We start from the raw sequence: 14,643 nt of genomic DNA, 5'->3' as shown, positions 1-14,643 counted from the left end.
AAGAAAGAAAAAACTGTAGCATCTACTATAGTTTTCCAAAAGCAAGATAAAGGCAAATTAATTTTAAATTTATCGAAGTTAAATTCTAAAAGAACAATTGACTCGACTTATCTTTTTGCAAATTTAATTTTCCATCGATAGAACAATTAAGCATTGATTTATTTTTTAAACTCCCTAATACATTTTCAATACTTTTATCCGAATCAATGTTAAGATCTGTTTTATCCAATTGCAATTGTAATTTTTTAATATTATCACCTCTAAAACGCACATAAGAATCTTGGGAAGTAAGACTGACAAATACTGTTTCATTTAATTCTCCTGTTAATTCAGATTTATTCATAGTAATACTCAAAGAGTCAGCTTTAAATTTCTCCATTCGAACATTTGAGCTTTCTTTAATTATAATACTTTTTACGTTTAAACAAGAAACATAAGTTAGATTTCGGGTATGTCTTACTTGATCTTTTTTTAATTGAACCGAAGAAATGAAAAGAGTATCATTCCGAACCACAAAAGAACCAATATCAGGAAGAGTATTTTTCAAATAGGTCTGCGTTATTTTATTTTCCTTTTCACTTCTTAAACTAAAAATTGTACTAGGCTCAGCTACGACAACTGAAAAAGGAGGTAGTAGTTTTTCTTGCTTCATAAAATCAGCTTTATAATCAACTCCTTTATAGTATTTCGAACCGATAAATAATAAAGTAATCCCTCCGAAAAGAAAGGTTAAAAATGAAATTAATATAATGTTAGATATTTTCATGATCGTTATTTTTTATAGCCGTTAATAATTCGTTTAAATCGGCAGAGTTTAGTTGGAGTAATTTTACTTTAAGAAGAAAATCAGGTAAATCCTGACTGAAAAAATTGGCTTTTTCATTGGCTTTAATGAGTTCGAAAGCTTTTTCGGAAACAAAAAATCCAATGCCCCGTTTGTTGTCAAAAATCCCGGATTCCTGCAAATTAGCATAAGCACGCATGACCGTGTTGTGATTCACTTCAAACTCGGCAGCTAAATCCCGCACTGAAGCCACTCGGTCTCCAGCTTGCAATTGTCCTTCTAAAATTTGCCTACAGAGATTATCTACTATTTGCAAATAAATCCCTTTGGTTGATTTAAAATCCATATTAAGCCTCCTTTTCTTTTAATTTAAAATAGGCGATTGGTAAAAAGAATACCCAAGAAAGTAACGACAAGGATAACAAGGAAAATTCAGTACTGTCAAAATTCTCAGTCACTTGAAAAGCATAAAATTGTATATCAAAAAATCGAGGTGCTGAATAAATAATTTTGGATAGTAACATAGAAAACAAAATGCAACTAAAGAATAAAATACCCGAAATCACAACGGTTTTAACCAAAGCATATCTTTTAAAGAAAGTTGTTCCAGCAAAGAGATAAGTTCCGTAGGAGAAAAAACCAAAAATCATAAGCAGTATTTGCCAAGTATCCCACAACTTACCCTCTCTGGTTACTAAAAGGCGATATTCAAAATATGGAACTACAGCCGGATTAAAAAATTGATTTCCATTAATCATTTCTGGAATTAAAGAAGCTTTGGCTAAACGAATGGCAATCCAAAAAATTCCCAAAGCTAAAGGAATAAAAAATCCTATTCTCAATAAAAACTGCACTAAAAATTTTTCGAAAGTTGAGCCTGGAGCAAGCAAATAATTTGCGGTTTTAATTTTATCGATCAAATCAGGGAATGCAGTCCCTACAATCACACCAACTCCCATCATAAAAAACACAAAACAAACCATATAAAGATTATTGATATTTTCAGCATAATTCATTATGCTACTTTTACTCGAACTAAGAAACCAATAGGTCAATAAATAAGTTATCAATCCTAATCCAAGAATAGCCAAAAGGTATTTTGTTCTATTAATTAACAAATCCTGCTGAAATAAACGAACAAATCGGTTGAAATTAAAATGGTTATTAAACGACATGATTTATAGATTTTAAAGTTACTTTATTGATAATGGCATTAAAAAGCAATTCAATGTCAATTTCGGTTTCTTCTAATTCATTTACTGCTGTAATGATTCGGTAACCGCCCAGGCATTTCTCTTGGTAAATTGGATTTTCTATCCCTGCTAAACTAGTCACGGTTTTAAATTGCCATTGTTTACTGATATCAAGAATCGTTTCGTTGTAAACCATCTTACCTTCGTCTAAAACCACAATGGTATCAATTATGGTTTCAATATCTTTTACCTGATGGGTTGAAATCAAAACCAATTGTTCATCAGAAACTGAGCTCACTAATATTTTTCGAAACAAACTCTTAGACGGAATATCTAAACCATTTGTGGGTTCGTCCAGAATAAGCAAACTACAATTAGTCGATAAAGCAAAAGCAATTAAGAATTTCTTGCGTTGTCCGTGCGAAAGTCCGTTCAGATTTTTTTTGGATTCTAATTCGAATTCCTGCAAAATGTGATTCATTTTTTCGTAATCGAATTTAGGATACAAAGGAGCTGTTGCCTTTATATACAAACCAATAGTTATGGAAGGAAACGAAAACTCCTCAGAAACCATATAGACATCAGACAAGAAATCAGGCAATCGATCAAAAGGTTTAAAACCATTAATGTTTAATGCTCCTATTTGAGGTTTTAGTAAGCCTGTAATTAACTTCAAAAAAGTTGATTTACCAGCTCCATTTTTCCCAAGCAGCCCTACAATGCTTCCATTGTACTGCTCAAAAGATAAATCAGTAAATAAAGCGTCCTGCTTTTTATACTGAAACGTTAAGTGTTGAATGCTTATCATAATATATTTTATTAGTGTACTAGTTTTCTAGTACACAAAAGAATAAAAAAAGTAAATACAAAACAAGTGTTTCGATAAAAAATCTTACTTATTTAAATCTAAATCTCTGAAAAAGCCATATATAGCTAGAAAAAAGCAACTAAAAAAATGTATTAATTGATATAAAAAATCAAAACCATCGCTTTCTTTTAAACAGAAACACACCAAAAAGAGACAACAAAAATGAAATAGAGATTACAATTCCTATTCCGTAAGGATTATTTTCTAAATTATTAGGCACGTTCATTCCGTATAAACTCGCAATCAAAGTAGGAATCATCAAAATTATCGAAATAGAAGTCATTTGCTTCATGATAGTATTCATATTATTCGAAATCACAGAGGCATAAGCATCCATAGTCCCTGTTAAAATGTCGCTGTAAATATTAGTGGTTTCCTGTGCCTGACGCAATTCAATTTCTACGTCTTCTAACAACTCCGGATCAAAATGTCCTCTTTGGGATTTTATATTTCGAATGCGCTGTAGCAAAATATCATTTCCTTTCAAGGATGTCATAAAGAAAACCAAGCATTTTTCTATTTGCAAAAGTGCTTGTAATTCTTCGTTTTTGATGGATTTCTCCAGATTATTTTCGGCCAGTTTGATTTTTTGATTGACTTGTTTCAAATATTTCAAATACCACACACTGGAAGACAAGAGCAACTTTAAAACCAAATCAAAATTGTCTTTGATATTAATTCGTTTTCGTTTGGTATAAGCCACAAAATCAGTAAGCATCTCCGTTTGCTGAAAACTTACCGTAACACAAATTTCTTCCTTAAACACAATACCCACAGGAATAGTTTGAAAAGGTAATTTGATATCCTGACTCTTCACCGGAATCCGCAGAATAATTAACGTCCAGCCGTTTTCTATTTCAATACGCGGTCTTTCGTCGATATCTTCGATATCATTAAAGAATGCTTCGGGAATCTGAAGCTCACCAAGCAGGTATTTTTTTTCTGATTTAGTGGGACATTCCACATTAATCCAGCAGTTGGGAGTCCATGTTTCAACCTGAGTTAATCCGTCATTATTTTTATAAAAAGCTCTCATTATAAAATGCTATAAAAGGGTGAATAGCATTTTGAATAATGTTTCAAATGCTATATTAAAATACTATTTCCGAATAATAATCGTCCATCGCTAAGGATTGTTTTTAAAAGTGCTGCAAAAGTATTCTTTAAATTCAGTTTCGATACGAATTCTAAAAAACTTTAAGCAATTTTTAAGACATAAAAAAAGCCCTAAACTTTCGTTCAAGGCTTTCATATAAAAACTAATTTTATTTATTTACGACTTCTGATTTTTCGGGCCAAAAGCGTATTTTTCAGTAACATTGCAATCGTCATTGGTCCTACACCACCCGGAACCGGAGTGATAAAAGATGATTTTTTACTTACACCATCAAAATCTACATCTCCTTTAATCACATATCCTTTTGAATTAGAAGCATCTTCCACACGGGTAATTCCCACATCAATAATAACTACACCGTCTTTTACCATATCAGCCTTTAAAAACTCAGGCACACCTAAAGCCGTGATAATGATATCAGCATTTTTAGTGTATTCTTCTAAATTTTTAGTTCTACTGTGCGTCAAAGTAACGGTTGAATCACCTGGATTTCCTTTACGGCTCATCAAAATACTCATTGGGCGACCTACAATATGACTACGACCAATTACTACTGTATGTTTTCCTGAAGTTTCCACTTTGTAACGCTCTAATAATTCCATAATTCCAAATGGAGTAGCCGGCAAAAAAGTTTCCATTTCTAAAGCCATACGCCCAAAATTTGTTGGATGAAAACCATCAACATCTTTTTGAGGGTCAATAGCTAAAAGGATTTTTTCCTCATCGATATGTTTTGGCAAAGGCAACTGAACTATATAACCATCTAAATTATCATCTTCGTTCAATTCTTTGATTTTTGCTAATAATTCTGCCTCAGTAGTTTCTTCAGGCAAAGCAACTAATGTAGAATCGAAACCTATTTGCTCGCAAGAGCGAACTTTACTCCCTACATAAGTTAAACTCGCTCCATTGTTTCCAACAATTACAGCAGCTAAGTGAGGTACTTTTTCCCCATTGGCTTTCATTTGTTGTACTTCGGCAGCGATTTCGTTTTTAATGTCTTCCGAAGTTTTTTTTCCGTCTAGTATTTGCATAAAACTGTTTATTGTTTTAGTTTATTATTTTTAGTTTGCTTCGCCAGTTCGCTGACGCTCGTGTGTGGTTCGTAACGCTATCGCAAATCTGCCACCTGAAATCTGAAGTCTTTTATTTCATTCCCGGCATACCACCTGGCATTCCTTTCATTCCGCCCATCATTTTCATCAGATTTTTTCCGCCTGGTCCCTGCATCATTTTCATCATTTTGCTCATTTGATCAAACTGCTTCATCAACTGATTTATCTGCTCCACTTTTGTTCCGGAACCTTTAGCAATTCTTGCTTTTCTTTTTACATCAATCAAAGCCGGTTTTTTTCTTTCTAAAGGCGTCATTGAATAAATGATAGCTTCAATGTGTTTAAAAGCGTCGTCTTCAATTTCTACATCTTTCATCGCTTTTGAAGCACCTGGTATCATTCCTACCAAATCCTTCATATTACCCATTTTCTTTACTTGTTGAATTTGAGTCAGGAAATCATCAAAACCAAATTCATTCTTCGCGATTTTCTTTTGTAATTTTCTGGCTTCTTCCTCATTGAATTGCTCTTGCGCTCTTTCAACCAAAGAAACCACGTCTCCCATTCCAAGAATACGCTCCGCCATACGATCCGGATAGAAAACATCAATAGCTTCCATTTTCTCACCAGTTCCAACAAATTTAATTGGCTTGTTTACTACTGATTTAATAGATAATGCAGCTCCACCACGGGTATCTCCATCTAATTTAGTCAGGATAACACCATCAAAATTTAAAATATCATTGAAAGCTTTGGCTGTATTTACCGCATCTTGTCCTGTCATCGAATCCACAACAAATAAAGTTTCCTGTGGTTTGATAGCATCGTGAACACGGGCAATTTCGTCCATCATTTCCTGATCTACAGCCAAACGTCCGGCAGTATCGACAATAACTACATTGAAACCATTAGCCTTAGCGTGTTTGATTGCATTTTGAGCAATTTCAACAGGATTTTTATTCTCCGGTTCTGAATACACTTCAACACCAATCGAGTCTCCTACCACATGCAGCTGATTAATCGCCGCTGGACGGTAAATATCACAGGCTACTAAAAGTGGTTTTTTATTCTTTTTTGTTTGAAGATAATTAGCCAATTTTCCGGAAAAAGTAGTCTTTCCAGAACCTTGTAAACCGGACATCAAAATCACTGAAGGTGTTCCCTGCAAATTAACTCCAGCAACGTCACCTCCCATTAATTCAGTCAACTCGTCTTTAACCAACTTCACCAATAATTGTCCTGGTTGTAAAGTTGTTAATACGTCCTGACCTATTGCTTTGTCTTTTACACGAGCGGTAAAATCTTTGGCAATTTTAAAATTCACATCGGCATCCAATAATGCTCTACGAACTTCTTTTAAGGTATCAGCAACGTTTACTTCGGTAATTTTACCGTGACCTTTTAGTATATGAAAAGCTTTATCTAATTTTTCGCTTAAATTATCGAACATAGTATTGATTTTTTTGAAGTTGCAAATATAAGATAAACGGTTAAAGTTAAAAAGTTTAAAGTTTAAAGTTTTGCTGACTAAGCTTATTTTTTTCGCTTTAGCATAAAACTAAAAAGAGGCTGGAAAAACCCAACCTCTTTCAACAAAAAAAAAATAAAAAAAACCAAGTAATTAAAGTTAATGAGTATCGGCCATTAATTTAATATATCGTATAAAATGTCAAATCAATCCCTTTTGCTATTACTAAAACCCAGCTATTAAATGACTTTATTTACAAAAATCAATTTTATTATCCGGACATCTGGATTTTTTTTACTGCTTCAGTGCAGAAAGTCCAGAATCGGAAAAAATCACTCGGACTGAAATTTTTAACAATTTCACCTTATGAGCTAAAACTACAATAAAGAACAACGATGCAAATATAAAATTATTTTTATTTATTCTAAATAAAAACATATATTTGTCGAAAATAAAAAAGAAAAAAATATTTTACATATATGCGATTAGTCCAAAGCAATTAATTATAAAACAAAAAGCCATCCGATTGGATAGCTTTTGAATAAAATTTGTGTGTTAGTTTGTTTGAAAAGAGTTGATAATCCTAGATTATCGGCTCTTTTCTTTTTATAAGTATCTTAAAAAAGTACGAAAATAAAAATCAGACGGATCTGTAAAATCTGCGTGCTATAATTTTATTTAATCTGCCAAACAGATTATCAATTACATTCTCTCAGGAACATTAATACCTAATAAACTAAATGCAGCAGCAATAGTATCGGCTACTTTTTTAGACAATTGTACTCTGAATATTTTGGTATCCAAATCGGCTTCACCCAAAATTGGCACTGCCTGATAAAATGAATTGTATTCTTTTACCAAATCATAAGTGTAATTCGCAACTAAAGCCGGACTGTGATTTTGTGCTGCATTCTGAATTACTTCGGGGAATAACTCCAATTGTTTTATCAATTCTTTTTCTTTTTCGTGCATTTCAACTACTGTCGATGTAACAGCAAAATCAAAATCAGCCTTTCTTATAATCGATTGGATTCGGGCATAAGTATATTGAATAAACGGCCCTGTATTTCCGGCAAAATCAACTGATTCTTCAGGATTAAACAAAATACGCTTTTTAGGATCTACTTTTAGAATGTAATATTTCAAAGCCCCAAGACCAATCGTCTTGAACAATTTGGCCTTTTCTTCTTCTGAATAACCGTCTAATTTCCCTAATTCTTCAGAGATTTTTTGCGCTGTATCGGTCATTTCCTGCATCAAATCATCGGCATCCACTACAGTTCCTTCACGGGATTTCATTTTTCCGGAAGGCAAATCGACCATTCCATAAGACAAATGAAACAAATTAGCTGACCAATCAAAACCTAATTTTTTCAAGATTAAGAACAACACTTTAAAATGATAATCCTGCTCATTCCCAACAGTATATACCATTCCGCCAACATCCGGGTAATCTTTTACACGCTGAATTGCTGTTCCAATATCCTGCGTCATATACACTGCTGTTCCGTCAGAACGCAAGACAATTTTTCTATCTAAACCTTCCCCCGTCAAGTCAATCCAAACCGAACCGTCAGGATCTTTTTCGAAAATCCCTTTTTCCAATCCCATTTGAACCACATCTTTCCCTAATAAATAGGTGTCACTTTCGTAATAATAAGCATCAAAATCAACACCTAATTTTTTATAAGTAGCAGCAAATCCATCATAAACCCATTGGTTCATGGTTTTCCAAAGAGCGATTACTTCTGAATCTCCGGCTTCCCATTTACGCAACATTTCCTGTGCTTCCAGTATAATAGGCGCTTGTTTTTTAGCTTCCTCTTCTGTTTTTCCTTCCGCTATTAATTGGTTAATTTCTTCTTTGTAAGCCTTATCAAAAGCCACATAGAAATTCCCAACCACCTTATCACCTTTCAATCCCGTTGACTCAGGTGTTTGATCCTGACCAAATTTTTGCCAGGCCAACATCGACTTACAAATATGAATTCCCCTATCGTTGATAATTTGGGTTTTATAAACTTTTTTACCCGATGCTTTGATGATTTCAGCTACCGAATAACCTAACAAATTATTACGAACATGACCTAAATGCAAAGGTTTATTGGTATTTGGTGAAGAATATTCCACCATTACAGCCTTATCTTCCTGACTTGGAGTCACAAAACCATATTTGACATCATCTTTAATCGAATTGAAAAAATTCAAATAATGAGCATCTGAAATAACAATATTTAAAAATCCGGAAACTACATTGAATTGACGCACCTCAGCAACATTTTCAACTAAATAATTCCCTATTTTATTTCCTAATTCTACAGGATTACTCTTTATGATTTTCAACAATGGAAAAATCACCATGGTAATATCTCCTTCAAATTCCTTACGCGTGGCTTGAAATTCAATTTTTTCTACGCTTACTTCAAAAAGATTTTGAATCGCTTTGGTTATAGATGGTGTAAGAATCTGTTGTAATGACATGTAAACTTTATTTTTTAGGTTGGCAAAGATAATCCTAATTCATTAATTAGAAATAGTAAAACACACAATATATCGAATTCAATTCGATATTTTAGTCATTATCATAATAAAATGCTAAGAAAATCTCCTTTAGCTGAAAAGTTTTTACTTTTGCCTTATGTTAGCTACAATTAGAAAAAACAAAGCCCTTCGCTTATTTTGTGCTTTTATGGCACTCTATCTACTCAATTGTAGTGTTGACACCAGTGACATAACTCCCAATTACATTCCCGAAGATTTAGGTTTTAACGAGCAGGAAACGATTATCGAAATTGTTGTCGAAAAGGTTTTGGGCTTTGAAAATGCAATCCCTGAAAATGAAGATCCGGACAGCGAAAATCATAGAATTTTCAAAAAAACAATTTCGGTGGCTTTTTATATTTTACCTGATTTTGACAGCAAAATCAAAGAAATCAAATTCGATAAAAATCCCGTGAACAATCGATTTAATAAAACCGATGTACTGAAAACCTATTTCGAAATTCACTCTCCTCCTCCTGAAGTTTAGTCTGTTTTTTTTTAGTCTTTATTCGATTTTGTTTCTTTTCCAAGAAACAAAACGCATTTACACATCACAAAATCAAACAATTAAACATGAAGAATAATAGTTTAAAAACAGCTTTTTTCACAACAATTACAATGTTGTGGATGACTCAAAATACCAAAGCTCAAACAGAAAAAGAGCAAAGAAACAGTATTATTGACAGTCTTTACATTCAGGAAACAGAAAACAAACACCAGCGATCTAAGGTTTTACATGCCGAACCGCTTTACATTGATTTAATACGGGATCTTGGTGCCCGAAAAGGAGAAAGAGAATGGAATGTAGGTCTTGGACTTACCGATAAAAACAAATACGACGAATATATAGCTCTAGTAGAATATGAATGGGCTCCCATTGACCGTTTAGGGCTTGAAGTCGAATTGCCTTTTACTTTTTATCCTTCTGCCAACGCTACTACTCCGGGCAGTAAACTCAACGGACTGAAATTAGCTACTCAATATTCCTTTTTTGTATCCGAAAAACTAAAAACATCAATGGCTATTGGATATATTCACGAATTTGGGCTCACTTCCTTTAACAGCTATGGCAATGAAAAACTATTTACCGGAAACACCTATAATCCGTTTTTTATAGTGGCTAAACGCTGGGGAAACAATTTTCATACTCTTTTATATACCGGGCCATCCATAGAACATCATTTTGAAACTAATAGTACTCATACTACATGGCAAATCAACAGCAATTTCCATTATATGATTCCCGGAACTAGAAATTTTATTGGAATTGAATTCAACAAAGAAATACAACCCAAAGATTTTGACATTACTATAAGACCTCAGATGAGAGTAGAAATCACAGAGCATCTTTTAGTGGGCATCGTTACAGGAATTCCTGTTAACAGAGAAAACGAGCGATTTAGTTCGTTCTTGCGATTAATTTACGAACCCAAACATTAAGCAAAAAATCCCAACTTTGAAAAACTCAAAATTGGGATTTTCTTTTTAAAAACAAACTATTTTTCTGCCTTCCATCTCCCATCTTCCATCTCCCATCTTCTAACTTCCATCTTCTAACTTCCATCTTCTAACTTCCATCTTCTAACTTCCATCTTCTAACTTCTAACTTCACAACCTACCACTTAATAATAGCACTTGCCCAGGTAAATCCACTGCCAAAGGCCGCTAAAACTACAGTATCTCCTGATTTAATTTTCCCTTGTTCCCAGGCTTCGGTCAATGCAATAGGAATCGAAGCTGCAGTAGTATTACCGTATTTTTGCACATTATTATGAACCTGATTGTCATTCAAATTGAATTTCTTCTGAATATACTGAGAAATCCTCAAATTAGCCTGATGCGGAATTAGCATATCAATATCAGCAACCGATAAATTATTGGTTTCCAAAGCTTCGTTAATAACTTCTGTAAAACGGACTACAGCGTTTTTAAACACAAATTGTCCGTTCATATAAGGAAAATAACTTTCGTCATCAGCATTAGTATCGGCTAGAATATCCGTCACCCAGCGTCCGCCCATTCCCGGAGCTTTTAAAACCAATTCTTCGGCATGAATTCCCTCTGAATGCAAATGAGTCGAAAGAATCCCTTTCGACAAATCTTCTTCTCTGCTTAACACCGCTGCACCAGCTCCGTCACCAAAAATTACCGAAACCGAACGTCCACGGGTAGTCATGTCTAATCCTGCAGAATGTACTTCGGAACCTATGACCAAAACATTTTTATACATACCTGTTTTAATGTATTGATCGGCTACCGAAAGCGCATACACAAATCCCGAACACTGATTTCTGACATCTAAGGCACCTACGGTTTTCAATCCCAAATCTCTTTGTACTAAAACTCCCGGTCCCGGAAAATAGTAATCAGGGCTTAAGGTAGCAAAAACAATAAAATCAATATCCGCTTTGGCAATTCCGGAACGTTCAATAGCAATTTGAGCTGCTTTTACCCCCATTGAAGTAGTGGTATCTTTTCCTTTTTCGATATGTCGGCGCTCCTGAATTCCGGTTCTTTCCTGAATCCATTCGTCATTAGTATCCATAATTTTTGACAAATCGTCATTGGTAACCACATTGGAAGGTACATAAAAGCCCAAGCCCGAAATTTTTGAATGATACATATTTTAGTTTTTAATAACGTCTACTATAAATGTAATAAAAAAACCAGTCTAAAAACTGGTTTTCTCTATTCAATTCTGCTTATTTTAATTAAGCTGTCTGATCCTCTACAACTGCATCAGCTGCATTTTTCTTTACGGATTCAATACCGTTTTCCATGGATGCAAGCGATTCATACATTTCGCTATTACCAATAATCTGACCATTACTGGCTTTTAAATTAAAATAAAATTTGCCGTTTGAAGATTCTTTACGGTCAAATCGACCGTCTTCCTGAGCATTTTTTCTAACCGATTCAATTCCGTTTTCACAAGCGGCTTTGGTTGCATAACCTTCGCTTGCCAAAATGGTCTGACCATTACCCGCTTTCAGATTAAACTGAAATTCGCCATTAACTCTTTTTGTAATTACAAATTTTCCCATTCTTAATTATCTTTTAAATTAATAATCATCTAAAAATCAGAACCTCTACAAAAATTTATCTGATTAGTTAAGCTAAAAATAATAAAAAATAAAACGGAAATCTTTAATTAAATATTAAAATTCAAACAAACTACTGTATCAGTTGCTAATGCTGAGTTGTGTTCGAAAAAAATAACTTTTCTGTCAAAAACCGCTTTTATAAGATAATGACTTCCCTTAAAATAAGATTGCTTGACCAATACATTCATCACTCCGTTTTCGGTTACTTTTAACTGATGCGGATACAGCAAAACCAATTCGTCTTCACCTTCCACATTGATCAATTGGGACAATCTCAATTCATTTACTTCACCAAAAAGAGAAGCCACATACTTATTTATTGGATTGTTGTACAAATCATGTGAATTGGCTTTGGCTAACATTTTTCCGTTTTGCAACACAATAGTTTCATCGGCAAAAGAAAGCGCATCGGTACTATCATGAGTAGCAACAATAACCGTAATTCCCTGTGCTTTTAAGTAAGCAAACAAATTGCGACGCAGTGCATTTTTCCTGAAATTATCAATATGACTAAAAGGTTCATCAAGCAATAAAACTTCGGGTTCTAAGGCTAAAACCCTGGCTAGCGCCACACGTTGCTGCTGCCCGCCACTCAGGTATTTTGCCTTTACATCGGCATATTCGGTCATTTCTACAATTTCCAATAACTCCTGAATGCGTGCTTTTTTCTTTTCAGGAAAAATATTCGACAAATATTTCCCCACATTTTCAGCCACCGTAATATAAGGCATCAGATCAAAATCCTGCGACAAGTATTTCATAAATGGCATTCCGGGAACCAGATTAAAACTCGTACCTAAAACCTCGGTTTCATTCCAAAAAATATTCCCTTCGTTTAAATCATACAACCCATAAATCAATTTCAACAAAGTACTTTTACCACAACCACTTTCGCCAATTACAGCAATATTTTGTCCTTTTTTTACAGAGAAATGAATGTTTTGAACCACTGGTTTTTCGGTATAACCAAAGGAGATATTTTGAACTTGAAGCATTTTTAAAAGAATGTTTTTTTGAGATTGCAAAGATAGATTTCTTTGGTATAAAAAAAGAGGAGAATTTAGAAATATCTATAAAAAAATCAGCCACGGACAACATCCATTTAACGGATAAAAAACAGATTTTATTTTCATAATAAAAATTCTGTCAGGGCAGCGCTTAAGAAGGATTTTTAAAAATTACCACAGATTCGCAGATTGTTTTATAATAATCAGCAAATCTGCGGTAAAGAAACAAAAAAACCGCTTCGCTATAATAACGAAACGGCTTTTGATATTTTAAAAAAACTAAAAAAAAACTACTTCCCTGCTTCTTTTTCAGCGTCAGCTTTCATTTTAGCATTGGCAACAATCGCAAATTCTACACGACGGTTTTGAGCTCTTCCTTCAACAGTTCCATTATCTGCAATTGGATCAGCAATTCCCATCCCCTGAATAGTAAATCTGCTTGCTAAAATTCCTTTGCTTGCTAAATAATTTTTAACCGATGTAGCACGCTCACCTGAAAGTTTCAGGTTGTAATCAGCCGGTCCTGTACTGTCAGTATATCCAAAAATAGTAATATCAGTATCCGGATATTCATTGAAAACAGTTACTAACTTGTCTAAATTTGCTTTTGCAGCAGCTGTCAAAGTTGATTTATTCGTATCAAAACGAATCGCATTTTCATTTAAAACTAATTTAATTCCTTCACCTACACGCTCTACGTCAGCACCCGGAATAGCCTGATCAATTTGACGGGCTTGTTTGTCCATTTTATTACCAATAACACCACCGGCAACTCCACCTACAACACCACCAATAACTGCTCCCATAGCTCCTTTTCCACCTTTTCCAAGGTTGTTTCCAAGGATTCCTCCAAGGATAGCTCCACCGGCAGCTCCAATAGCAGCTCCTCTTTGCGTTTTATTTGTATTTTTTACGGCCTCACAGCTTGTGAAAAGCGAACCTAAAACCATCACAAAAGCTAATGCTAATACTGATATATTTTTCATAATTATTTTTTTTTTGTTATTTATTAAACTTCTTAGGATTAATTCACACGTTGAAACTGGTAAACTACAGCTGTTAATTTTCCGCCCACATCAATTCTATCTACTAATTGGAAAGAACTTTCTGTTTGATTAGCTACCTGCAAAACGTAACCATCTCTCACCTTTCTGGCTTTTTCACCAGCATCTAAAATTTTCAATACAAATTCTCCATTAGAATTCACAAACCAGGTAATAGGCGAACTAAAAACAGGACAATCGTACTTAGTCAAAGCCATTGTTCCCTTGTTGTTATTAGAAACAAACTTCCAGGTACTTCCTTCAAAACATTTTGAATCGGCTAATTGAAAAGAATTTACCTTAATGTACTCTGAACCCGGATAAGAAACAGAACTAATAACCCAATTTCCTTTAATCCCGGTTTGAATCCCCCTGTCTAATTTAGTGGCAGTAACTGAAGATGTTTTACAAGAAAACAACGCTAATGCAATTGCTGTAACAAAAAATATTTTTTTCATCGTTT

General features: G+C 34.1%; 15 protein-coding genes. 2 read left to right on the top strand and 13 right to left on the bottom strand.

Annotation, left to right across the window (positions count from 1 at the left end; translation table 11 throughout):
* Positions 1-85: 85 nt before the first annotated feature.
* The 8 genes from BIW12_RS11605 to argS form a co-directional block, all read right to left on the bottom strand.
* Positions 86-766 carry a hypothetical protein gene (locus BIW12_RS11605; RefSeq protein WP_071185265.1) on the bottom strand — a complete coding sequence of 227 codons (681 nt, stop codon included), beginning with the start codon at positions 764-766 and terminating at the stop codon, positions 86-88.
* Positions 753-1,130, bottom strand: a complete 378-nt coding sequence (locus BIW12_RS11600; RefSeq protein ID WP_071185264.1) for a GntR family transcriptional regulator — start codon at positions 1,128-1,130, stop codon at positions 753-755. Before BIW12_RS11600 ends, BIW12_RS11605 begins: the two co-directional genes overlap by 14 nt.
* A 1-nt stretch (position 1,131) precedes the next feature.
* Entirely contained in the window at positions 1,132-1,959 is an 828-nt protein-coding gene (locus tag BIW12_RS11595) for a hypothetical protein (protein ID WP_071185263.1), read from the bottom strand.
* On the bottom strand, positions 1,949-2,785 hold the full coding sequence (locus BIW12_RS11590; RefSeq protein ID WP_071185262.1) for an ABC transporter ATP-binding protein: 837 nt from the start codon (positions 2,783-2,785) through the stop codon (positions 1,949-1,951). The genes BIW12_RS11595 and BIW12_RS11590 overlap by 11 nt, the downstream gene beginning before the upstream one ends.
* A gap of 169 nt (positions 2,786-2,954) precedes the next feature.
* Complete coding sequence (locus BIW12_RS11585; protein WP_071185261.1) at positions 2,955-3,881, bottom strand: magnesium transporter CorA family protein; 927 nt, start codon at positions 3,879-3,881, stop codon at positions 2,955-2,957.
* 233 nt (positions 3,882-4,114) lie between these two features.
* Positions 4,115-4,996: a bifunctional 5,10-methylenetetrahydrofolate dehydrogenase/5,10-methenyltetrahydrofolate cyclohydrolase gene (locus BIW12_RS11580; protein ID WP_071185260.1), complete on the bottom strand. Its 882-nt coding sequence runs from the start codon at positions 4,994-4,996 to the stop codon at positions 4,115-4,117.
* Positions 4,997-5,108: 112 nt separating this feature from the next.
* Positions 5,109-6,467: a signal recognition particle protein gene (gene ffh / locus BIW12_RS11575; RefSeq protein ID WP_071185259.1), complete on the bottom strand. Its 1,359-nt coding sequence runs from the start codon at positions 6,465-6,467 to the stop codon at positions 5,109-5,111.
* 720 nt (positions 6,468-7,187) lie between these two features.
* Positions 7,188-8,966 (bottom strand): arginine--tRNA ligase, encoded by a 1,779-nt coding sequence (argS, locus tag BIW12_RS11570; protein ID WP_071185258.1) that lies wholly within the window; start codon positions 8,964-8,966, stop codon positions 7,188-7,190.
* Between the two features lie 208 nt (positions 8,967-9,174).
* On the opposite strand from argS, the gene BIW12_RS11565 reads away from it, so the two are divergent.
* Together BIW12_RS11565 and BIW12_RS11560 are read left to right on the top strand one after the other, a co-directional pair.
* Complete coding sequence (locus BIW12_RS11565) at positions 9,175-9,513, top strand: hypothetical protein (protein WP_140485115.1); 339 nt, start codon at positions 9,175-9,177, stop codon at positions 9,511-9,513.
* Between the two features lie 140 nt (positions 9,514-9,653).
* Positions 9,654-10,466 (top strand): HAEPLYID family protein, encoded by an 813-nt coding sequence (locus BIW12_RS11560; protein ID WP_140485299.1) that lies wholly within the window; start codon positions 9,654-9,656, stop codon positions 10,464-10,466.
* Positions 10,467-10,641: 175 nt separating this feature from the next.
* Here BIW12_RS11560 and BIW12_RS11555 read toward each other — a convergent pair whose 3' ends face one another.
* The 5 genes from BIW12_RS11555 to BIW12_RS11535 all read right to left on the bottom strand — a co-directional run bounded on the left by BIW12_RS11555 (position 10,642) and on the right by BIW12_RS11535 (position 14,638).
* Positions 10,642-11,649 carry a 3-oxoacyl-ACP synthase III family protein gene (locus BIW12_RS11555; RefSeq protein ID WP_071185255.1) on the bottom strand — a complete coding sequence of 336 codons (1,008 nt, stop codon included), beginning with the start codon at positions 11,647-11,649 and terminating at the stop codon, positions 10,642-10,644.
* An 88-nt stretch (positions 11,650-11,737) separates the two neighbouring features.
* Positions 11,738-12,070 carry a YegP family protein gene (locus BIW12_RS11550; RefSeq protein WP_071185254.1) on the bottom strand — a complete coding sequence of 111 codons (333 nt, stop codon included), beginning with the start codon at positions 12,068-12,070 and terminating at the stop codon, positions 11,738-11,740.
* Between the two features lie 107 nt (positions 12,071-12,177).
* A complete protein-coding gene (locus BIW12_RS11545) occupies positions 12,178-13,125 on the bottom strand; it encodes an ABC transporter ATP-binding protein (RefSeq protein WP_071185253.1) in 948 nt (315 codons plus the stop codon).
* A gap of 302 nt (positions 13,126-13,427) precedes the next feature.
* Positions 13,428-14,123 (bottom strand): OmpA family protein, encoded by a 696-nt coding sequence (locus BIW12_RS11540; protein ID WP_071185252.1) that lies wholly within the window; start codon positions 14,121-14,123, stop codon positions 13,428-13,430.
* Between the two features lie 38 nt (positions 14,124-14,161).
* A complete protein-coding gene (locus BIW12_RS11535) occupies positions 14,162-14,638 on the bottom strand; it encodes a lipocalin family protein (protein ID WP_071185251.1) in 477 nt (158 codons plus the stop codon).
* Between the last annotated feature and the right edge of the window lie 5 nt (positions 14,639-14,643).

It is taken from the genome of Flavobacterium commune, from assembly GCF_001857965.1.
Classification (GTDB): Bacteria; Bacteroidota; Bacteroidia; order Flavobacteriales; family Flavobacteriaceae; genus Flavobacterium; species Flavobacterium commune.
The sequence above is the reverse complement of the archived record's forward strand: the minus strand, read 5'-3'. Positions and strand labels throughout refer to the sequence as shown.